Origin of the sequence: Mycobacterium sp. SMC-4 (genome assembly GCF_050205565.1) — a bacterium.
Classification (GTDB): domain Bacteria; phylum Actinomycetota; class Actinomycetes; order Mycobacteriales; family Mycobacteriaceae; genus Mycobacterium.
Genome location: NZ_JBNMQU010000004.1, coordinates 322,286 through 342,016 on the forward strand (window position 1 = coordinate 322,286; position 19,731 = coordinate 342,016).

The 19,731-nt window shown below is 67.6% G+C and carries 19 protein-coding genes and 1 tRNA gene; 6 read left to right on the top strand and 14 right to left on the bottom strand.

Translation table 11 applies throughout. The features are described from left to right. Together ACQI46_RS10280 and ACQI46_RS10285 are read right to left on the bottom strand one after the other, a co-directional pair. On the bottom strand, window positions 1-1,473 hold the full coding sequence (locus tag ACQI46_RS10280) for an alpha,alpha-trehalose-phosphate synthase (UDP-forming) (protein ID WP_427093876.1): 1,473 nt from the start codon (window positions 1,471-1,473) through the stop codon (window positions 1-3). After that, window positions 1,473-1,637 (bottom strand): hypothetical protein, encoded by a 165-nt coding sequence (locus tag ACQI46_RS10285; RefSeq protein ID WP_098003178.1) that lies wholly within the window; start codon window positions 1,635-1,637, stop codon window positions 1,473-1,475. Before ACQI46_RS10285 ends, ACQI46_RS10280 begins: the two co-directional genes overlap by 1 nt. Window positions 1,638-1,715: 78 nt before the next feature. Here ACQI46_RS10285 and ACQI46_RS10290 point away from each other — a divergent pair, with 78 nt between their 5' ends. After that, complete coding sequence (locus ACQI46_RS10290) at window positions 1,716-2,612, top strand: enoyl-CoA hydratase (protein ID WP_427093877.1); 897 nt, start codon at window positions 1,716-1,718, stop codon at window positions 2,610-2,612. A 46-nt stretch (window positions 2,613-2,658) separates the two neighbouring features. Beyond that, a complete protein-coding gene (locus tag ACQI46_RS10295) occupies window positions 2,659-3,501 on the top strand; it encodes an SDR family oxidoreductase (RefSeq protein ID WP_427093878.1) in 843 nt (280 codons plus the stop codon). A gap of 73 nt (window positions 3,502-3,574) precedes the next feature. Here the strand turns inward: ACQI46_RS10295 and ACQI46_RS10300 are convergent, their stop codons facing one another. The 9 genes from ACQI46_RS10300 to ACQI46_RS10340 form a co-directional block, all read right to left on the bottom strand. Beyond that, window positions 3,575-4,465: an NAD(P)-dependent oxidoreductase gene (locus ACQI46_RS10300; RefSeq protein WP_427093879.1), complete on the bottom strand. Its 891-nt coding sequence runs from the start codon at window positions 4,463-4,465 to the stop codon at window positions 3,575-3,577. Continuing rightward, the gene (locus ACQI46_RS10305) at window positions 4,462-4,944 is read right to left on the bottom strand and encodes a (2Fe-2S)-binding protein (RefSeq protein WP_427093880.1); all 483 of its coding nucleotides are present in this window, start codon (window positions 4,942-4,944) and stop codon (window positions 4,462-4,464) included. Before ACQI46_RS10305 ends, ACQI46_RS10300 begins: the two co-directional genes overlap by 4 nt. 2 nt (window positions 4,945-4,946) lie before the next feature. Further along, entirely contained in the window at window positions 4,947-5,858 is a 912-nt protein-coding gene (locus ACQI46_RS10310; RefSeq protein WP_427093881.1) for an FAD binding domain-containing protein, read from the bottom strand. Next, window positions 5,855-6,547, bottom strand: coding sequence for an SRPBCC family protein (locus tag ACQI46_RS10315; RefSeq protein WP_427093882.1), 693 nt, complete (start codon window positions 6,545-6,547; stop codon window positions 5,855-5,857). The genes ACQI46_RS10310 and ACQI46_RS10315 overlap by 4 nt, the downstream gene beginning before the upstream one ends. A 10-nt stretch (window positions 6,548-6,557) precedes the next feature. Next, window positions 6,558-8,855, bottom strand: coding sequence for a xanthine dehydrogenase family protein molybdopterin-binding subunit (locus ACQI46_RS10320; protein WP_427093933.1), 2,298 nt, complete (start codon window positions 8,853-8,855; stop codon window positions 6,558-6,560). Between the two features lie 134 nt (window positions 8,856-8,989). Further along, complete coding sequence (locus tag ACQI46_RS10325; protein ID WP_427093883.1) at window positions 8,990-10,111, bottom strand: XdhC family protein; 1,122 nt, start codon at window positions 10,109-10,111, stop codon at window positions 8,990-8,992. 41 nt (window positions 10,112-10,152) lie between these two features. Then, window positions 10,153-12,192 carry a DUF4185 domain-containing protein gene (locus tag ACQI46_RS10330; RefSeq protein ID WP_427093884.1) on the bottom strand — a complete coding sequence of 680 codons (2,040 nt, stop codon included), beginning with the start codon at window positions 12,190-12,192 and terminating at the stop codon, window positions 10,153-10,155. A gap of 177 nt (window positions 12,193-12,369) precedes the next feature. Further along, a complete protein-coding gene (locus tag ACQI46_RS10335) occupies window positions 12,370-12,726 on the bottom strand; it encodes a hypothetical protein (RefSeq protein ID WP_427093885.1) in 357 nt (118 codons plus the stop codon). Between the two features lie 27 nt (window positions 12,727-12,753). Then, window positions 12,754-12,828, bottom strand: a tRNA-Thr gene (locus tag ACQI46_RS10340). 123 nt (window positions 12,829-12,951) lie between these two features. Here ACQI46_RS10340 and ACQI46_RS10345 point away from each other — a divergent pair. Beyond that, window positions 12,952-13,359 carry an HNH endonuclease gene (locus tag ACQI46_RS10345; RefSeq protein WP_427093886.1) on the top strand — a complete coding sequence of 136 codons (408 nt, stop codon included), beginning with the start codon at window positions 12,952-12,954 and terminating at the stop codon, window positions 13,357-13,359. 9 nt (window positions 13,360-13,368) lie between these two features. Here ACQI46_RS10345 and ACQI46_RS10350 read toward each other — a convergent pair whose 3' ends face one another. Continuing rightward, the gene (locus ACQI46_RS10350) at window positions 13,369-14,097 is read right to left on the bottom strand and encodes a hypothetical protein (protein ID WP_427093887.1); all 729 of its coding nucleotides are present in this window, start codon (window positions 14,095-14,097) and stop codon (window positions 13,369-13,371) included. A 93-nt stretch (window positions 14,098-14,190) separates the two neighbouring features. On the opposite strand from ACQI46_RS10350, the gene ACQI46_RS10355 reads away from it, so the two are divergent. Together ACQI46_RS10355 and ACQI46_RS10360 are read left to right on the top strand one after the other, a co-directional pair. After that, on the top strand, window positions 14,191-14,904 hold the full coding sequence (locus tag ACQI46_RS10355; protein ID WP_427093888.1) for a response regulator transcription factor: 714 nt from the start codon (window positions 14,191-14,193) through the stop codon (window positions 14,902-14,904). 14 nt (window positions 14,905-14,918) lie between these two features. Next, window positions 14,919-16,343, top strand: a complete 1,425-nt coding sequence (locus ACQI46_RS10360) for a sensor histidine kinase (protein WP_427093934.1) — start codon at window positions 14,919-14,921, stop codon at window positions 16,341-16,343. On the opposite strand, the gene ACQI46_RS10365 is transcribed toward ACQI46_RS10360, so the two are convergent. After that, window positions 16,326-16,730, bottom strand: coding sequence for an HIT family protein (locus ACQI46_RS10365; RefSeq protein WP_427093889.1), 405 nt, complete (start codon window positions 16,728-16,730; stop codon window positions 16,326-16,328). The genes ACQI46_RS10360 and ACQI46_RS10365 overlap by 18 nt on opposite strands. Before the next feature lie 77 nt (window positions 16,731-16,807). On the opposite strand from ACQI46_RS10365, the gene ACQI46_RS10370 reads away from it, so the two are divergent. Further along, complete coding sequence (locus ACQI46_RS10370) at window positions 16,808-18,451, top strand: long-chain-fatty-acid--CoA ligase (protein ID WP_427093890.1); 1,644 nt, start codon at window positions 16,808-16,810, stop codon at window positions 18,449-18,451. On the opposite strand, the gene ACQI46_RS10375 is transcribed toward ACQI46_RS10370, so the two are convergent. Further along, entirely contained in the window at window positions 18,435-19,715 is a 1,281-nt protein-coding gene (locus ACQI46_RS10375; protein ID WP_427093891.1) for a cytochrome P450, read from the bottom strand. The two genes, ACQI46_RS10370 and ACQI46_RS10375, sit on opposite strands and share 17 nt — an antisense overlap. Window positions 19,716-19,731: the final 16 nt, after the last annotated feature.

Genomic DNA, 19,731 nt, shown 5'->3' on the forward strand with positions numbered 1-19,731 from the left:
TCACTCCTGCTGAGCCAGCGCGTCGAGGAACGACCGCGCCCAGCGGTCCACGTCGTGCGCCAGCACCTGCCGACGCAGCGCGCGCATCCGCCGCCGCCCATCCTCGGGTGACTGGTTCAGCGCCGCATCGATCGCGTTCTTGACGCCCTCGAGGTCATGCGGGTTGGTCAGATAGGCCTGACGGAGTTCGGCGGCCGCGCCGGTGAACTCGCTGAGCACCAGGGCTCCGCCGAGGTCGCTGCGGCACGCGACGTACTCCTTGGCCACCAGGTTCATGCCGTCGCGCAGCGGCGTCACCAGCATCACGTCGGCCGCCACGAAGAACGCCACCAGGTCCTCGCGGGGAATCGGCCGGTGCAGGTAGTGCACGACCGCGTGGCCCACCTCGCCGTACTCGCCGTTGACGTGGCCGACCTGGCGTTCGATGTCCTCACGCATGGCGACGTAGCTCTCGACGCGTTCCCGGCTGGGCGTGGCCAGCTGCACCAGCACGGTGTCTTCCCGGTTGATGCGCCCTTCCTCGAGCAGTTCGGAGAACGCCCGCAGGCGGACGTCGATGCCTTTGGTGTAGTCGAGGCGGTCCACACCGAGCAGGATCTTGCGCGGGTTGCCCAGTTCGGCGCGCAGCGCGCGGGCCCGCTGGCGGATGGCGCGGCTGCGGGCCTGCTGGTCGAGTTCGGCCGAGTCGATCGAGATGGGGAACGCGCCCACCTTGACCGTGCGGAAGCCGTGCTGCACCTCGCCGAATCGGGACCGGACCCCGACGTTGCCGCGCGAGGTGTTGGCGCCGAGTAGCCGACGGGCCAGGATCAGGAAGTTCTGCGCACCGCCGGGCAGATGGAAGCCGACCAGGTCGGCGCCCAGGAGGCCTTCGATGATCTCTCGGCGCCACGGCATCTGCATGAACAGCTCGACCGGCGGAAACGGGATGTGCAGGAAGAACCCGATGACCAGATCGGGGCGCAGCATCCGCAGCATCTTCGGGACCAGCTGCAGCTGGTAGTCCTGCACCCACACGGTGGCGCCCTGGGCGGCGGTCGCCGCCGCGGCCTCGGCGAAGCGGCGGTTGACGTCGACGTAGCGGTCCCACCATTGCCGGTGGTAGGTCGGCTTGACGATGACGTCGTGATACAGCGGCCACAGCGTGGCGTTGGAGAAGCCTTCGTAGTACTGGGCGACGTCGTCGGCGGACAGCCGAACCGGGACGAGGTACATGTCGTCCTGCTCGATTGGGTGCTCGGCGTTCGGGTCGTCCGGGTCGTGCGGCACCCCGGCCCAGCCGATCCACGCCCCGCGGCGTCGGCGCAGCAGCGGCTCCAGCGCCGTGACCAGCCCGCCCGGGCTGCGCTTGGCCTCGACGGTGCCGTCGGGCTGACGCACCATGTCGATCGGCAGCCGGTTGGCCACCACGACGAAGTCAGCGCTACCAGAGACGGCTTCCGAGCGGTCCTCGGCACCGCCCTGGGAGGTCATTAGGCGTCGAGCTTGGCTGGGCCGATGCCGAGCATCGAGAGGAACACTCGGCACTCGTCGGCGTCGGTGGCGTACGCGGCGACCACACGTCGGGCCTGACGCTCGGTGCTGTCGGCGATCGGTTCGACGTCGCCGAGATCGGCAGGATCAGATTTCGCGGGCATGACCACAACTTTAGACAACTCCGGGAGTGGTCTCGGCCAGTGTGTGCCCGGATACACCAGGGCCGTAATGTGCTCGATGTGACAACCGCTGATCAGGTGACATACGAGACCCTCGACGACGGCCGCATCGCCCGGATCTGGCTGAACCGCCCGGACGCCCAGAATGCGCAGTCGCGAACTTTGCTGGTCCAGCTCGATGACGCGTTCAAGCGTGCCGAAGCCGACGACGAGGTCCGCGTCGTCATCCTCGCCGCGCGCGGCAAGAACTTCTCGGCCGGGCACGATCTCGGTTCGGAGGCCGCGCTGGCCGAACGCGCGCCCGGGCCTGACCAGCACCCCACCTTCCTGTCCCATGGCGCCACCCGGCCGGCGATCGCGGAGAAGACGTATCTGCAGGAGTGGCACTACTTCTTCGAGAACACCTGCCGGTGGCGCGACCTCCGCAAGATCACGATCGCGCAGGTGCAGGGCAACGCGATCTCGGCGGCGCTGATGCTGATCTGGGCGTGCGACCTGATCGTCGCCGCCGACGACGCGCGGTTCAGCGACGTCGTCGCGGTCCGGATGGGCATGCCCGGCGTCGAGTACTACGCCCACCCGTGGGAGTTCGGTCCGCGCAAGGCCAAGGAACTGCTGTTGACCGGCGACTGCATCGACGCCGACGAAGCCCACCGGCTCGGCATGGTCTCGAAGATCTTCGCGCGCGACGAACTCGAGGACAGGACGCTGGAGTTCGCGCGCCGCATCGCCGAGCGGCCCACCATGGCCGCGCTGCTGGTGAAGGATTCGGTCAACGCCGCCAGCGATGCGATGGGTTTCACCGAAGCGCTGCGGCACGCATTCCACATCCACGAGCTGGGTCACGCACATTGGGCCGCGCACAACGAGAACCGGTTCCCGGTGGGTCTGCCGCCCAACGTTCCGGACTGGCGCACCCTGGGTGCGCCGAAGCTGGCCCGCCACGACGAACCGTGACGTATAACTAGAGCCGTCGTTGGTTAGACCGTCAAAGGAGCGTGGCGTGCAGATTTCGTTGTCGGACAAGACCATCCTGGTCACTGGCGGTGGCAGCGGAATCGGCAAGGGCGTGGCAGCGGCGGTGGTCGCCGCAGGCGGCAACGCCATGCTGATGGGCCGCACCGCCGAAAAGCTCGCCGCTGCCGCCGACGAGATCACCACGGCAGCAGGCGAAACCGGTGGATCGGTGCGGTTCGAGGCCGGCGACGTCACCAACGAGGACGACGTCATCCGGGCGGTGGCGGCCGCGACGTCCTGGACCGGCCGGCTGCACGGCGTGGTCAACTGTGCCGGCGGCAGCGACACGATCGGGCCACTGCCGCAGATGGACTCGGCGGCCTGGCGCAAGCTGATGGACCTGAACGTCAACGGAACGTTCTATGTACTCAAGCATTCCGCGCGCGAGATGGTGCGCGGCGGCGGCGGCTCGTTCATCGGCATCTCGTCGATCGCGGCGAGCAACACCCACCGCTGGTTCGGTGCCTACGGCGTGTCCAAGGCCGCGGTCGATCACCTGATGCAGTTGGCCGCCGACGAACTCGGCCCGTCCTGGGTGCGGGTGAATTGTCTGCGGCCCGGGCTCATTCGCACGGATCTGGTGGCGCCGATCTTCATGTCGCCGGAGGTCAGCGGCGACTACGCCGAGGCCACTCCGCTGCCGCGCCCCGGCGAGGTCGAGGACGTCGCCGACGCGGCAGTGTTCCTGCTCTCGGATGCGTCGAGCTACATCACCGGACAGGTGATCAACGTCGACGGCGGCATGATGCTGCGCCGCGGACCGGACTTCTCGTCGATGCTCGAGCCGGTGTTCGGTGCCGACGGTCTGCGCGGCGTCGTCGCCGAGTAACCACTGCCCCCGCCGAAATTGCATTCCACGCGCGTCAAACGACGATTTCGCCGCGCTGGAGGCAATCTCGGCGTCAGGTGGGGATGGTGCGTCCCTGCGACTCCCATTCTGCGATCGCGCCCATGGCCGACCAGTCCAACTCGGCGCCGCCGCCGGCCAGCAGCGTCAGATAGCGGTCGCGCACCACGCTGGCCACCGGCAGTGGCACCTGGAGGTCCTCACCGGCCGCCAGCAACAGCCGCACGTCCTTGAGCCCCAGACGCGCCGCGAAACCGGCAGGCTCGAACTCCTGGCGGGCCAACAGCCCGCCGTAGGTGCGGTAGGCGGGCGCGTCGAACAGCGTGGAGGTCAGCAGGTCGAGGAACTCGACCTTGTCGACGCCCGCCTTGGCGACCAGAGCCATGGCTTCGCCGAGCGATTCGATCACCGAGGCGATGAGGAAATTGCCCGAGAGTTTCACGAGGTGGGCGATGTGCTGCTGTTCGGCGATCACGAACGTGCGCTGTCCGACCGCGGAGAACAGCGGCTCGAGCGCGCCCAGCGCCGCGGCGGGACCGGCCGCCACGACGAAGAGTTTGGCCGCGGCCGCCGCCTCGGGCCGACCGAAGACCGGTGCGGCCACGAACGTCTGACGCGCCGCGGCATGCGCCTCGGTCAACCGCTGGGACAGGGCGACGCTGATGGTGGAACACGAGACGTGAATCGCGCCGGGACGCAGCGCCGACACGATGCCCGAGTCGCCGAAGGTCACCGCCTCGGTTGCGACGTCGTCGGCGAGCATCGAGACGACGACGTCCGCGTCGCACGCCTGCGCCACGGTCGAGGCCGCTGCGGCACCATGCTCGACCAGCGGCCGGGTCTTGTCCGGGGACCGGTTGTAGACCGTCAGTTCATGGCCGGCGGCCAGTAGATTCGCGGCCATGGCCGCACCCATGTTGCCCAGGCCGACGAACCCGATCCTCATGCCGTCGAATTATTCACCTCGGCTGCGCGCTTGACCGCATTGACGATGCCCTGGTAACCGGTGCACCGGCAGAAGTTGCCGGAAAGACCCTCGCGGATCTCCTCGTCGGTGGGTGACGGGTTGTCACGCAGCAGTGCGGTGATGCTGGTGACGAATCCCGGTGTGCAGAAGCCGCATTGCAGCCCGTGGCACTCCTTCATCGCCGCCTGCACGGGGGACAGCTGACCGTCCTCGCCGCCGACGCCTTCAACCGTGGTCACCTCTTGACCTTCGGCCTGCACGGCGAAGACCAGGCAGGAACGCACGGCCTGACCGTCCAGCAGCACCGTGCAGGCACCGCACGCTCCGTGCTCGCAACCCAGGTGGGTGCCGGTCAGTCCGCACTTCTCGCGCAGGAAATCGGCCAGGGTCAGCCGGGTTTCCACGATGTGCCGCGCCGGTTGGCCGTTCACCGTGATCTCGACAGGGGTCTCGCGCATGCTCACGTTCCTTGTGTCTCGGTGCTCGCCGTCTGGGTGTTAGCTGACGCCAGCGCATTGCCCAGCGCCCGCGCCACCATGGTCGAACCCACCCGGGCCCGGTAGGCCGCCGAACCCTGCAGATCGGCAGGAATGTCATCGAGGGCGTCCATGGCGACTCGGCCGACCTCGTCGAGAGCGGCCTCGTCGAACTCGCCGGCCGCCCGCCCCACGATTGCCGCTTCGGCGGCGCTGCCACGCAACGGTGTCGAGCCCAGACCGAGCAGCCCGATGCCGCAACGCTTCACCCGATCGGTGTCGTCGAGCTCGACGGCGACGACCGCGCCGGCGATCGCGAAATCACCGTGCCGGCGCGCGAATTCCTCCACGGCGAAGCCACACCTGCCCTGCCACACCGGGAACCGCACCGCGCTGAGGATTTCGTCATCCTCCAGCGAGTTCTCCCACAGCCCCGTGAAGAAGTCCTCCGCAGCCACGACGCGAGTCCCGCGGGTCGACGCGGCTTCCATCTCGGCATCGAGAGCCAGTGCCACCGCGGCGTATTCGGCCGCCGGGTCGGCGTGGGCGATGGCGCCACCGAGGGTGCCGCGGGTACGGATCTGGAAGTGGCCGATGTGCGGGGTGGCCAGCGTCAGCAGCGGTACCGACTCGGCGACCTCGTCGTCCAGCCCGACCAGTGCGTGCGACGTGGTGGCCCCGACGCGGACCGCGCCGTCGACGAGGTCGATGCCGCACAGCTCGTCGACCCGCGAGATGTCGACGAGGTTTTCGAAATGGGTGAGCCGCATGTTCAGCATCGGCACCAAGCTCTGCCCGCCGGCGAGCACCTTCGCGTCTTCGCCGAGCCGCCCGAGGATCTCGGTGGCTTCGGCGAGGCTGTCGGGCCGGTGATAGTCGAACGCAGCGGGTTTCATGACACCAGCCGCGACAGCGCAGCGACCAGATCGTCGAGGGCCGGGGGCGTCGCCGTATTGCGGCGGCGCCGGCCCACCAGCAGGCCCACCGCAAGGCCGGCGGCCACGCCGGCGGCCACCGGCGCGTAGCGCTTGGCGATCGGCAGCGCGACGACCTTGAGCAGGTCGACCGAGTTGTCGGCAGCGGCGGCGGCGGGAGCGGCGGTCTGCGCTTCGGCCGACGGGGCGGACTGCGGCTTGGCGGTGCCGCCCAGCACGTCGGCCTCCAGCCGCTGGGCGAACTGCGCGATCAGATTGCCTGCCACATCGGACAACACGCCGCGACCGAACTGTGCGGCCTTGCCGGAGATGGTCAAGTCCGTGGTGATGACCACGGACGTGGCGTCGCCCTCGTCCTTGAGCTGCGCGGTCACCAGCGCCGAGGCGTTGCCGCTGCCGCGGGTCTCCTTGCCGCTGGCCTTGATCACCACGCGTTGGGCGGCTTCGTCCTTCTCGGTGAACGAAGCCTCGCCCTGGTAGGACACCGTGATCGGCCCGACCTTCACCTTCACCGCGCCGGTGAAGTCGTCACCGTCGACGGACAGCAGCTGCGCACCCGGGATGCACGGCGCGACGCGCTGCACATCGGTCAGCACCTCCCACGCCGTCGCTGCCGGCACGGGAACGCGGAACTCGTTGACCAACTCCACTGTTCGTCCTCTACTTCGTCGCTTGTTCGTGGCTCTTCTGGATGGCCTCGACGATCGAGGCCGGGGTGGCGGGCAGCCGGGTGATGGTGACGCCCAGCGGGGCCAGGGCGTCGTTGATGGCGTTGATGACCGCCGGCGTGGACCCGATCGCGCCGCCCTCGCCGCAGCCCTTGTATCCGCCCACGCCGGGGCCGGGTATCTCGACGTGGCCGTACTCGATGGTCGGGACCTCGGTGGCGGTGGGCAGCAGATAGTCGACGAACGTCGAGGACAGTGGGTTGCCGTCGTCGTCGTAGTTCATCTCCTCGAGCAGCGCGCCGCCGATGCCCTGGGCGGTGCCGCCGGCGATCTGGCCCTCCACCACGTTGGGGTTGATCATCGGGCCGACGTCCTCGCTGACGATGTAGCGGGTCAGCGTCACCTGTCCGGTTTTGACGTCGACCTCGCAGGTGCAGGCGTGAGTGGCGTTGGCCCAGTGGATCATCGCTTCGGAGTTGAAGCGTGCGGTGGCCTCCAGAGTGGGGGAGGTGCCGGCCAGTTGCCCCGGGTCGTAGTAGGAGCGGTACGCGATGTCGGAGAAGCTGACGCTCTTGTCCAGATCGGTGCGCACGGTCGCCCGGGATCCCGCGAGCTCGATGTCCTCGGCGGGAACGCCGAGAATGTTCGCGGCGATGGCCAGGATCTGCTTGCGCAGGATCGCGCCCGCCTCGCTGACCGCGCCGGCGGTCATGGGTCCGCTGCGGCTGCCCTGGGTGCCCGCGCCGTACGGGGTCACCGCGGTGTCGCCCTGGATGGTGGAGACGTCGTCGATGTCGGCGCCGAGCGCATCGGCGGTCAGCTGGACGACGGTGGTCTCCAGGCTGTTTCCGGTCGACCCGCCGTTGACGTAGACGTTGATCTTGCCCGTGGACTCCATCCGGATGGTGGCGCCCTCGGTGGCCAGGTGCCCGGTGGCCGCGCCGGTGGGCTCGATGTAGGCGGAGTAGCCCAGCCCGATGTAGCGGCCTTCGGCCAGGGCGTCGGCCTGCTCCCTGCGGAAGCCCTCGTGGTCGAGGATCTTGACCGCCTGGTCGAGGGTGTCCGCCGGTGCGACGTGGTCGTACGGCATGCCGTTGGGGTTGAAGTACGGCATCTCGTCGCGGCGCAGGATGTTGCGTTGCCGCAGCTCCAGCGGATCGATGTCCATCTCTCGGGCGGCGATGTCGAGAAGTATTTCGCGCGTGAGGGTTTCGTACTGCCACGGACCGCGGTAGGCGGCCAGGCCGGCGGTGTTGGAGAAGATCGTCTGGTAGTTGAAGCTCGACTTCGGCACGCGGTAGGGGCCGGGGAAGAACATCCCGATCGCCGCGGTCGTGAGCACCGGATACGGCGTGGGGTAGGCGCCGACGTCCTGGATGAAGTCGATGTCGGCGGCCAGGATGTTGCCCTCGGAGTCGAAGGCCATGCGCACGTCACCGTCGACGTGGCGCGCCTGACCCGCCGACATCAGGTTCTCCCGGCGGTCCTCGATCCACTTCAGCGGCGCGGACACCTTGCGGGCGGCCAGCAGGATGCACATGTCCTCGCGCATCGGCACGACCTTCTGGCCGAAACCGCCGCCGGTGTCGCGCATGATCACGCGGACCTTTTGCGCCGGGATGCCCAGCAGCCGCGCGGCGAACGCGCGCAGCTCGTGCGGTGTCTGCGTGGACGCCCACACCGTCAGCTCGCCCGGAGCGGCCTGCCATTCGACCACCAGGCCGCGGGTCTCGATCGGCACGGGTGCGTGGATCTGCTGGTACACGTGCGCTTTGGCGACGTAGGCGGCGTTGGCGAAGGTCTCCTCGTCCGGCGGCGCGCCGCCCATGCCGCCGGCGCGGTTGTCCGGGTAGGCCTCGTGCACCACTGCGCCGTTCTCGGCCAACTCCACCGCGCGGGTGAAGTCGGCGACCGCGGGCAGCGGTTCGTAGTCGATGTCGATCAGTTCGATGGCGTCCTCGGCGACGTACCGGTTCTCGGCGATCACGATCGCGATCGGGTCGCCGACGAACCGCACCTCGTCTTCGGCCAGGGGCGGGCGGGGGGTGTCGGGCACGTCTTTGCCCGCGACGGCGTGCCAGGCTTCCTGCACTTCGGGGTTGATGTCGGCCGCGGTGAGCACCGCGTGCACACCGGGGTGGGCCAGCGCCGCGGTCGCGTCGAACTTCAGGACCTTCGCCCGCGCGTAGGGGCTGCGCACGAAGCACGCGTGCAGCATCCCGGGACGGTTGATGTCGTCGACAAATGAGCCGTGACCTGTGAGAAGGCGGCTGTCCTCGACGCGTTCCATGCGTCGGCCGGCGTAGCGCGCGGTGACGGACTCGACGGTGGTGTCGGTCACTTCGATCACTCTCCCTCAGAACTTGAAGAGTGACGTTATCGCATCCGAGAGCGACATTTCCACCACTTGTGTCTCACGAGGTTTCATGCTTCGTGGTGGATGCGGCCTGCCGTCTCGGACAGCGGTCGTCCGCCGCCGCCCCATTGCCGCGCGATGATCTCCGCAGCGATCGACACCGCGGTCTCCTCCGGGGTGCGCGCACCCAGGTCCAGGCCGATCGGGCTGGCCAGCCGTGCCAGCTCGACGTCGGTCACCCCCGCCTCTCTGAGTCGACGGGTCCGGTCGTCGTGGGTGCGCCGTGACCCCATCACGCCGATGTAACCGACCTCGGGCAGCCGCAACGCGACCTCGAGGACCGGCACGTCGAATTTGGGATCGTGGGTGAGCACGCAGATCGCGGTGCGGGCGTCGATGTGGCCCTGTTCGGCCTGCGCGGCCAGGTAGCGGTGCGGCCAGTCGACGACGACCTCCTCGGCCGCCGGGAAGCGCGCTTCGGTCGCGAACACCGGACGTGCGTCGCACACCGTGACCCGGTAGCCGAGGAACGCGCCCTGTTGCGCCAGCGCAGCGGCGAAGTCGATGGCACCGAAGACCAGCATCCGCGGGCGCGGCGCGTGGCTCGCGACGAACACCTCCATGCCCGATTCCTGCCGTTGGCCCTCGGGTCCGTAGGTCAACACAGCCGAGCGGCCGGCCGCGAGCAGCCCGCGCGCGTCGTCGGCCACTGCCGCGTCCGCGCGCACCGAACCCACCGACCCGTCGGCTGCGTCTGGCGTGACGATCAGCCGCCGGCCCAGCCGGTCGGGCTCCGGGTGCGCGATCACGGTGGCCACCGCAACGGCGCGATGGGCGGCGATGTCGTCGGCAACCGACTGAAGTTGAGGAAAAGTGTTGCGCGACACCGCTTCTGTGAAGATATCGATGGTGCCGCCGCACGTCAGTCCGACCGCGAACGCGTCGTCGTCGCTGACGCCGTAGCGTTGCAACTCGGGGATCCCGCTGGCCACGACGTCGTTGGCGAGCTCGTACACCGCCCCTTCGACGCAGCCGCCCGACACGGATCCGGCGACGCTGCCGTCGGGTGCCACCACCATCGCCGCGCCGGGCGGCCGGGGTGCGGATTGCATGGTGCGCACGACGGTCGCCAGCCCGGCGGTGCCGCCGGACTGCCACACGGCCAGGAGCTCATCGAGGACGTCGCGCACGACGCGAGTGTAGGCCGTGCTGTCTCAGTGCATTTCGCGCGCTAGAGCTTCGACAGGTCGGTGCGCATCAGCATCACGTTGTATTCCGACCACAGCGACAGGTTCCAATACAGGTCCGAACCGGTACCCGCGGTCGACGGCGACCACGGGTGCAGCATCGGCGCGTAGATGCCGCCGCTCTGCTGACCCATCAGCACCGTGGCCTCCGACCATTCCCCTTCAGGGGTGTCGGAAGTGCGCATCACGATGTTGTTGAACTGATCGCCGTAGAGCGTCACGTACTTGCCGAGGTATTCGTTGTACTGGACCGACAGCTCGCTGACTCGGTAGCCGGGCTTGGTGGCCCCGCATGCCCCGCCGGTCTTGCCGATCACCGCCGAGGCCGACGACGGGCTGCCCTGCACCCAGCGGGCGGCCGTCGTGCCGAGCCAGCCCGACGACGCCTTCTTGTAGTACTCGTACTTGGATGCGTCGAGGATGTCCTCGGGTGCCACCCGGGAGATGTAGGCCGCACCTTGGCGTCCGTTGGGTGTGCCGTACATGTAGACGTATCCGTCGTCGCCCTGCACGAAGGCGGACTGCTGAAAATTGCGGTGACCGCTGAAGATCGAGTTGTAGCGCACGCTCTGCGGCGCGATCGTGAAGTTCTCGCCGTTGTCGGTCGAGTACGCAATCGCCGAGTAGTTCGTCGTCCAGCGGCCGGCCTGGCCCCAATTCGACACCGACATGAAGCTGACGTACTGCGTGACGCCGAACTGCGTGTCCGGAGTGGGCACCGCGATGCCGGCAGTCGGGATCAGCGTGACCGAGTTGGGCAGCCACGACGGGCGGTTGATGATCGGCCGCGCATACGTCGGGCTGGACAGCGGCGCACCGCCGAACATGTTGCCGTTGAACCACTCTCCGTTCGGGATGCTGATGCCGTCGGAGAGGTCACGGTCGGAACTGCGGAACAACGTGTTGTAGCGCCAGCCGCCCTGCATGTTGGGACCGCTGAACGTGTCGCCGACGGCGATCAGCACCTGGTTTTCATTCCACGGTGTGCTGGGATCGTCGACCATGCCGTTGTCCCACATGACGCCGACATCGGTGCCGTACACGCCGAAACGCGCCAGGGTGTTGGCCTTGCGCGGCTGGCTGTAGGTGTAGCGGCCGGTGACCCAGCTGACGAAGTTCGTCGACTCGCTGACCTGCGGGTTCAACCACGGCGAGTGCGGCGTGATCGCGGCTGCGGCCACGTCGTCGGTGAGGGCCAGGCTGGTGGTCCGCGCGGCCCGGTCGACGGGCGTGGTGGAGCGGGTGGTGAACAGGGTGTCCAGCTCGCGGCGCGCGAAGGACATCAGCGCCCACAGGAACGGCGGCTGCGGTGAGCTGGCCGGGTCGGTGGTGTCGGCGCGCTGCCGGGCCCAGTCCAGCATGCTGTGTACGACGTTGACGACGGCGGTGACCAGGTTGGGTCGGCGCTCCTCGGACTCGACGTCGGCCGTCGACAGATCAAGCTCGGCCAGCTCGGGCGTGGTGCGTGTGCTGCTGGCCTCGGCGAGTGCGGTCGCCGAGGCGAAGACCGCGACCTTGGTCGGCTCCTTGGGTGCGACGGCCGGGTCATCTGCGGGAACCGATGCCTCGGCGGCGGTGGCAGCGGACTCGGCGGCGGCACGCGCTTGGGGGTCGGCACTTCGGCGGGCGCGGGGCGGGGCCGCCTCGGTGGACGCGTCCGGCTTTGCGGACTCGGTCGGTTCGGCCGTGGGTGCCGCCGTGCGGCGGCGGTCGGGGCGGGAGGAACGCTCGGGCTTGGTGGCCGCGGCTTCCTCTTCGGCTTCGGGTTCGTCGACCTCCGGTTCCTCGACCACAGGTTCTTCGGCACGGCCGTCGGTCTTGCGTGCGGAACCGCGGTCGGTGGCCTGCTCGGTGCGACGCGTGCGCTCGCTTTTGGTATCCGTGGTTGCTGAGGTCGATGACCGCGACCCCGACGAATCCGTGTCGTTAGCAGCCGCGACGCCGTGGCCCGCAAATACAGCTGATCCGACACCAAGTGCAACGGCGAGCCCGCCGACGCGGCCGACGTAGGCTGCAGAACTCATGAAACCCCTTTGATCCAACTGTGTTCAGGTCCCGAACACAGTGGACATTCAATCGCACACGCCGAGACAGGCCGAGCAAGAAGTTAAATCGTCACAGATTCGATTTCGTTACGATGACTCGGCTTTTGGCCCGACGGCCTCGGTCGGGCCGGTACTCAGCAAATGAGTTGAGGGTGGTTACTCGAGCGTTTCCAACGCCTTTTCGTAGAGTCCGACCGCTTCGGCTATGCCGTCGCCGACCCACGCGTCGACCACGCCGACCTGGTCGGCGACCAGTTGGACCCGGGTCAGCCAGAGCCCGAACGACTCGTCGCGGCGAAGCTCGTCGATCTGCTCGTTGGAGCCCTGGATGAAGATGAAGCCGCCCAGCTCGGTGCTTTGCGGCTTGAGGACCACTCGATCGAAGCGTTCGATGCGGCCCTGCTCGGCGAGGCCGGACAGATAACCCTCGGTTTCGATGAGCAACTCGAGTGCCTGGCGTTCACGCCCGGCCGTCGGCACACCCCACGCGATCCACAGTCCAGCTTCAGCCATGGACCCGACGCTACTAGCGCTTCAGTTTGGAGCCCCCTGTCGGGATCGAACCGACGGCCTACATATTACAAGTATGTCGCTCTACCACTGAGCTAAGGAGGCGTGTCCTTGTGGGACGTGCCGATCTTATCGGCTGACTCGCCTGGGTCGACAAGCCGCTGTGACCAACTCTGCGGGCAGGTGTTCACCGGCCAGGATGTCGGTGCTGCTGGCTAGCTTCAAATCATGATCACGACGTGTCTCGGCTGCGGAATGGAATTCGAACGTCGCCGCCGAGGAGTGTTCTGTAACAACGCATGCCAGCAGTCGTACCAGAGGCGGATGCGTCTCGAAATCTGGTTGAAGACTGGGGTCTGCGGCCGCATGTCCTACCAGGGGCATTTCGTCCGTGACTACATCCACGAGCAGCAAGCCGGATGTTGCGCCATCTGCGCAACAAAAAGCAGCTGGAACGGAAGTGTCCTGACGTTGATCCTCGACCACATCGACGGCGATGCGACCAACAATCGTCGCGAGAATCTGCGCCTCATCTGTCCCAATTGCGACAGCCAACTACCGACGTACAAGGCGAGAAATCGCGGGAACGGCCGCCACTGTCGACGGCAGCGGTACGCCGACGGTCTGTCCTATTGAACCGTCCGCTCACTCTCCGCTGTCGATAACCCGCTGCGATGGCACCGGTCGGGGAGTCGCGCGGCTACGCAGGCGGCGTCCCGGCAGCGGGATCCGGTCGGCGATGTTGCTCAGCGGATTGACCACCTGGCTCAGCACGATGACGGCTTCGCGCAGCGCCTCGATCGTCGGCTCGAGGGCCTCCAGGCCGGGAGCCAAGCGGTTCAGCGTGTCGGCCACGTCGGCCAGCTGTTCCAGCGGGCCGTTGCGCGCGGTCAGCTTTTCGATCAGCCCACCCTCGGCGAACAGCCGGTCGGCCAGGCCGTCCTCGGCCAGTAGCCGGTCGACGAGGCCTTCCTCTTCGAGCAGCTGATCGACCAGGCCACCGGGCTCGATGGCGCGCATCAGTCCGCCGTCCTCCTGAGTCAGGCGATCGAGCACGCCGCCGGGAGCGGTGATGCGGTCCACCACGCCGCCAGGCTTGAGAAGCCGGTCCAGCGGGCCGTCCGGCGCCAGCGCGCGCCCCAGCGGCTGGTCCTCGTCCATCAGCCGGGCCAGCCGATTCGCGCGCTCGACGGCATCCTGCATACCCAGCATCTGCGCCAGTGACGTCGGACGCTGCTGCACTCCGGTCTCGCCGACAGCCCGGTGTGCCACGTCCATTGCGCTGGTCGCCATGCCGATTCCGGCGTCCGCGACGGCCAGGCCCACGCGCACCGGCGCAAATGCGAGGTCGGTGAGCGATTTGGCGAGGTTCATGCGGTCAAGTCTATGGACACCGCAAGCGTGACTCACAGGAACTGCACAGCAGACTTCCAGGGTTCGCCCGTCAGAACCGACGACACTGGAGGAATGGCCATGCCACTGCAGGACAACGTCCCAGAGGCCCGCGTCCTGGTCGTGGACGACGAGGCGAACATCGTCGAGTTGCTGTCGGTGAGCCTGAAGTTCCAGGGGTTCGAGGTGCACACCGCCTCGAACGGGCAGAGCGCCCTGTCCACGGCGCGCGAGGTGCGGCCGGACGCGATCATCCTCGACGTGATGATGCCGGGCATGGACGGATTCGCGCTGCTTCGTGCACTGCGCGGCGACGGCATCGACGCCCCCGCGTTGTTCCTGACCGCCCGCGACTCGCTGCAGGACAAGATCGCCGGGCTGACGCTGGGCGGCGACGATTACGTGACCAAACCGTTCAGTCTCGAAGAAGTGGTAGCCCGGCTGCGCGTCATCCTGCGCCGCGCCGGCCGCGGCCCGGAGCTGCGGACTTCGCGGCTGAGCTTCGCCGATATCGAACTCGACGAAGAGACCCACGAGGTGTGGAAAGCCGGCGAACCGGTGTCGTTGTCGCCGACGGAGTTCACATTGCTCCGCTACTTCATGGTCAACGCCGGCACGGTGCTGTCCAAACCGAAGATCCTCGACCACGTCTGGCGCTACGACTTCGGTGGCGACGTCAACGTCGTCGAGTCCTATGTGTCGTATCTGCGGCGCAAGATCGACACGGGCGACAGGCGCTTGCTGCACACGTTGCGCGGAGTCGGATACGTCCTGCGCGAACCGCGGTGAGCTCCGGTCGGGGTGTGCCGCTGCGGGTCGCGCTGGTCGCGGCCACCCTGTTGTTGGTCGCGTGCGGTCTGCTCGCGTCCGGGGTCGCGGTCACCACGATCCTGCAGCACGGGCTGATGAACCGCGTCGACGCGACCTTGCTCGACGCGTCGCAGGGGTGGGCGCAGGTGCCGCGGCAGACGCCGATCGTCGAGCTCGAGGATCCCAACCCGGCCCGACCACCCAGTGACTTCTACGTGCGCGCGGTCGATCGCTACGGCAAGGAGTGGATCGCGATCAACGACCGCGTCGCCGAGCCCGACCTGCCGGTGGGCAACGACGTCGGTCCGGAGCCGGTCACGGTGGGTTCGGTCGACCATCCCGAGGTGCTGTGGCGTGCGATGACGGTGCGCGGCGCGCACGGTGGACTGACCACCGTGGCGGTCGACCTGTCCGAGGTGAACTCCACGATGCGCACCCTGGTGTACACGCAGATGGGCATCGGCGCGGCCGTGCTGCTGGTGCTCGGCATCGTCGGCTATGCAGTGGTGCACCGCAGCTTGCGCCCACTCGTCGAGGTCGAGCAGACCGCGGCAGCCATCGCGTCTGGCCAGTTCGATCGTCGTGTGCCCGAACGTGACCCACGCACCGAGGTCGGCCGACTCTCGTTGGCGCTCAACGGAATGTTGGCTCAGATCCAACGTGCGATGGCTTCGTCGGAGGCGTCGGCCGATCAGGCCCGCACGTCGGAGGAACGGATGCGCCGCTTCATCACCGACGCCTCCCACGAACTGCGCACACCGCTGACCACGATCCGTGGATTCGCCGAGCTGTACCGCCAGGGCGCGGCCCGCGACGTCGAGATGCTGATGAGCCGCATCGAAAGCGAGTCGCGCCGAATGGGTCTGCTCGTCGAGGACCTGCTGCTCCTGGCGCGGCTGGATGCGCAGCGTCCCCTCGAGCAACACCGCGTGGATCTGCTGACGTTGGCCACCGACGCGGTGCACGACGCGCAGTCGATCGCTCCTCAGCGCGCCATCGGCATGGAGGTCTTCGACGGTCCGGGCACGCCGGAGGTCCTCGGCGACGAGGCCCGATTGCGGCAGGTGCTGTCCAACCTGGTGGCCAACGCGTTGCAGCACACCCCGGAAGATGCCGCGGTGACTGTGCGGGTGGGCACCGAAGGCGACCAGGCGATCCTGGAGGTCTGCGACGAAGGTCCCGGCATGAGCACCGAGGATGCGCAGCGGGTGTTCGAGCGGTTCTACCGGGCGGACTCGTCACGCACGCGCGCCAGCGGCGGCACGGGATTGGGACTCTCGATCGTCGATTCGCTGGTCTGGGCACACGGCGGGCACGTGCGCGTGACCACCGCTCCAGGTCAGGGCAGCCGGTTCCGCGTCGAGCTGCCCAGGATCACCGACGCCGGTGCGCCGGTGTCCTCAGGTCAAATCGGCTAGCGCAGCCTTGATTCTGGCCTGGGCCTCGTCGAGGGATTCCGGCGACGGATTCTGGTCGACGTTGGCGAAACCGAAGTCCGACAGGTTGCGGGCGGGGAAGACGTGCACGTGCAGGTGCGGTACCTCCAACCCGGCGATGATGACGCCCGAGCGTTCGGTGTCGAACGCCTTGCAGACGGCCTTGCCGATGAGCTGTGAGACCTCCATGACACGCGCGAACTTCGCCGGTTCGATGTCCTGCCAGTTGTCGATCTCCTCGCGCGGCACCACCAGCGTGTGGCCTTGCGTCATCGGCTGGATCGTCAGAAAGGCCACGATGTCGTCGTCCTCGTAGACGAAGCGGCCCGGCAGCTCGCGGTTGATGATCTTGGTGAAGACGGTCGCCATGTGGTCGAGCATTCCAGTCCGCGAATCCGCCGCGCAACAGCCCCCGCGGCGGCACCGGTTCGCTCTAGCCTGGCCAGATGTTGGGTTTGATGCAGGACCGGCCGTTGTTGATCTCCTCGCTGATCGAGCACGCGGCGACCTTCCACGGAGACACCGAGATCGTGTCGCGCCTTCCCGAGGGCCCGGTGCGGCGCACCACGTGGGCCGCGGTCCGCGAGCACTCCAAGCAGGTCGCCAACGCACTGGGCGAACTGGGCATCGAACCAGGCGACCGGGTGGCGACGCTGGCCTGGAACAGCGACCGCCACCTGGCGCTGTACTTCGGTGTCTCGGGCTCGGGCGCGGTGATGCACACCGTCAACCCGCGGCTGTTCGCCGAGCAGATCGTCTACATCGTCAACCACGCCGAAGACCGTGTGTTGTTCTTCGACATCACGTTCGCGCCGCTGGTCGGCCAGCTGGCCGACCAGTTCACGACGGTCGAGACCTACCTCGCGATGACCGACCGCGAACAAATGCCCGAGATCGACGGTATCCCCGCCGAGAAGCTGCTGTGTTTCGACGAGTTCGTGGGCCGCCAGTCCACCGAGTACGAGTGGCCGGAGTTCGACGAACGGACCGCCTCGTCGCTGTGCTACACCTCCGGCACCACCGGGAACCCGAAAGGTGTGTTGTACTCGCATCGTTCGACGGTGCTGCACGCGATGCTGTCGCTGTCGCGCGACACGTTCGACATCCACAGCGGGACCACGCTGCTGCTGGTCGTGCCGATGTTCCACGCCAATGCCTGGGGCACACCGTATTCGGCGGCAATGGTAGGGGCCAAGCTGGTGCTGCCCGGCCCGCATCTCGACGGCGAGAGCGTGTATCGGCTGATGCGCGACGAGGGTGTGACGATCATGCAGGGCGTGCCGACGGTGTGGCTCATGTTCTTCTCCTATCTCGACGAACACCCCGAGATCGATCCGCGCGAACTGAAACTCGTGTGGGCGGGCCTCGGCGGGTCGGCGCTGTCGAAGTCGATGCTCGATCGCATCGAGGACGAGCTGGGCTCCGAGGGTGGGCAGGGCTGGGGGATGACCGAGACCAGCCCGATCTGTGTGGTCGGCAAGCTACTGCCCAAGCACGCGGATCTGAGCGTCGAGGAGCAGCGGCAGGTCAAGCTCAAGCAGGGCCGCGGCGTGTTCGGTGTGGAGCTCAAGATCGTCGACGAGGACGGTAACCGGTTACCTTGGGACGGAAAGGCGTTCGGGGAGGTGTTGGTCCGCGGGCCGTGGATTGCCAGCGGCTACTTCAAAGGTGAGGGCGGCGACAAGCTCGACGACGAAGGATTCTTCCCGACCGGCGACGTCGCCACCATCGACGCTGACGGATATCTGCACCTGGTCGACCGCACCAAAGACGTCATCAAGTCCGGCGGTGAATGGGTCAGTTCGATCGACCTGGAGAACGCCGCGATGGGGCACCCCGCCATTGCCGAGGCGGCCGTCATCGGTGTGCCGCATCCGAAATGGCAGGAACGGCCACTGCTCGTCGCCGTCCTGCGCCCCGGGCACGACGCCACCCGCGACGACATCCTGGAATACCTGTCGGGTCAGGTCGCCAAGTGGTGGCTGCCCGAGGACGTGGTGTTCGTCGACGAGCTGCCACACACCGCGACCGGCAAGGTGCTCAAGGTGAAGCTGCGCGAGAAATATCGGGATTTCAACCCTCAGCGGTGAATTCGATCTGGAGTTCGCTGAGTCCGCGCAGCAGGAAGGTCGGGTCGTAGGCGAAGCGGTGCTGCCCGGCCGGCCCGTGGACGGATTCGTCGAGGTGGATCTCGCTGGTGCGGTCCAGCCAACGGCGGACGGTGATCTGGCCTTCGACGCGGGCCAGCGGCGCGCCCGCGCAGGTGTGAATGCCGCGACCGAACGCGATGTGTTCGCGCACGTTCTTGCGCTCCGGCCGGAACACGTGCGGATCCTCGAACTTGCGCGGATCCCGATTGGCCGCACCCAGGCACAGCATCACGATGGTGCCCGCCTTGAGATGCACGCCGCCCAGTGTCGTGGTCTTGCGCACCAGTCGGAAATCGACCTTGGTGGGGGAGTGCATCCGCAGCGACTCTTCGATGAAGGTCGGGATGCGGTCCGGGTGCTCCCGCAGAAGTTGTTGATACTCGGGCTGTTCGCCCAGCGTCTTCATCGCCGCGCTGAGCAGTTTGGTGACGGTCTCCTGGCCGGCGGCGAACAGGAACGTCGCCGGCTTGACCACCTCGATCAGTTCCGGGGTGGAACCGTCGGGGTAGACCGCGGTCGCCATGCCGGACAGCACGTCACCGCGCGGCTCACGGCGCCGCTCGGCCAGGTACCCGGCGAACTTGTCGTCGAGATACTGCAACGGGTCCGAGCCCACCGGCGCTCCGTCGAGAGCACCGACCCGGGCGCCGTCGGGCTGTTCGGCGCCCAGCGCCGCCAGGAACTCCGGGCGGTCCTGCTCTGGAACCCCGAGCAGATCGATGATCGCCGAAGTGGCGAAGGGTTTGGCGTACTCGGAGAGGAATTCGCAGCGGCCGTTACCGATGACGCGGTCGATCTGACTGTCGACCAGTTGCCACATGAAGTCCTCGTTCTCCTTGAGGCGCCGCGGCGTCAACAGCTTGTTCAGCAGTGAGCGGGCCCGCTCGTGGGCCGGCGGGTCCATCACGACCATGTGCTCGTGGATCGGGAACAGGTGCCGGTGCGCCTCGATCTGCTCGGTGATGTCGTCCCCCTCGGGGGTGAACGGCAGCGGCGGGAACGGTCCACCGATCGCGTTGACCGCGGAGAACGAGTCGTGGTCCTTGAACGCGGCCAGCACTTCCTGATAGCCGGTGACCGCGACGACGCCGTAGTGCGGTTCGCGGTACACCGGGTTCTGCTCACGCAGGTGATCCCAGTAGGCGTAGGGATCCTGGCTCAGCGCGTAGTCGGAGAAGAAATCCACCGAGGCGAGGTCGGTCATGTGGGGGTAGCCGTCC

Bases quoted from the DNA above. Each gene is read 5' to 3' on its own strand.
- ACQI46_RS10320 (WP_427093933.1), bottom strand. From the start codon at position 8,855: ATGGAACGCGTCGAGGACAGCCGCCTTCTCACAGGTCACGGCTCATTT.
- ACQI46_RS10310 (WP_427093881.1), bottom strand. From the start codon at position 5,858: ATGAAACCCGCTGCGTTCGACTATCACCGGCCCGACAGCCTCGCCGAA.
- ACQI46_RS10355 (WP_427093888.1), top strand. From the start codon at position 14,191: ATGGCCATGCCACTGCAGGACAACGTCCCAGAGGCCCGCGTCCTGGTC.
- ACQI46_RS10350 (WP_427093887.1), bottom strand. From the start codon at position 14,097: ATGAACCTCGCCAAATCGCTCACCGACCTCGCATTTGCGCCGGTGCGC.
- ACQI46_RS10330 (WP_427093884.1), bottom strand. From the start codon at position 12,192: ATGAGTTCTGCAGCCTACGTCGGCCGCGTCGGCGGGCTCGCCGTTGCA.
- ACQI46_RS10285 (WP_098003178.1), bottom strand. From the start codon at position 1,637: ATGCCCGCGAAATCTGATCCTGCCGATCTCGGCGACGTCGAACCGATC.
- ACQI46_RS10345 (WP_427093886.1), top strand. From the start codon at position 12,952: ATGATCACGACGTGTCTCGGCTGCGGAATGGAATTCGAACGTCGCCGC.
- ACQI46_RS10335 (WP_427093885.1), bottom strand. From the start codon at position 12,726: ATGGCTGAAGCTGGACTGTGGATCGCGTGGGGTGTGCCGACGGCCGGG.
- ACQI46_RS10365 (WP_427093889.1), bottom strand. From the start codon at position 16,730: ATGGCGACCGTCTTCACCAAGATCATCAACCGCGAGCTGCCGGGCCGC.
- ACQI46_RS10300 (WP_427093879.1), bottom strand. From the start codon at position 4,465: ATGAGGATCGGGTTCGTCGGCCTGGGCAACATGGGTGCGGCCATGGCC.
- ACQI46_RS10280 (WP_427093876.1), bottom strand. From the start codon at position 1,473: ATGACCTCCCAGGGCGGTGCCGAGGACCGCTCGGAAGCCGTCTCTGGT.
- ACQI46_RS10375 (WP_427093891.1), bottom strand. From the start codon at position 19,715: ATGACCGACCTCGCCTCGGTGGATTTCTTCTCCGACTACGCGCTGAGC.
- ACQI46_RS10305 (WP_427093880.1), bottom strand. From the start codon at position 4,944: ATGCGCGAGACCCCTGTCGAGATCACGGTGAACGGCCAACCGGCGCGG.
- ACQI46_RS10370 (WP_427093890.1), top strand. From the start codon at position 16,808: ATGTTGGGTTTGATGCAGGACCGGCCGTTGTTGATCTCCTCGCTGATC.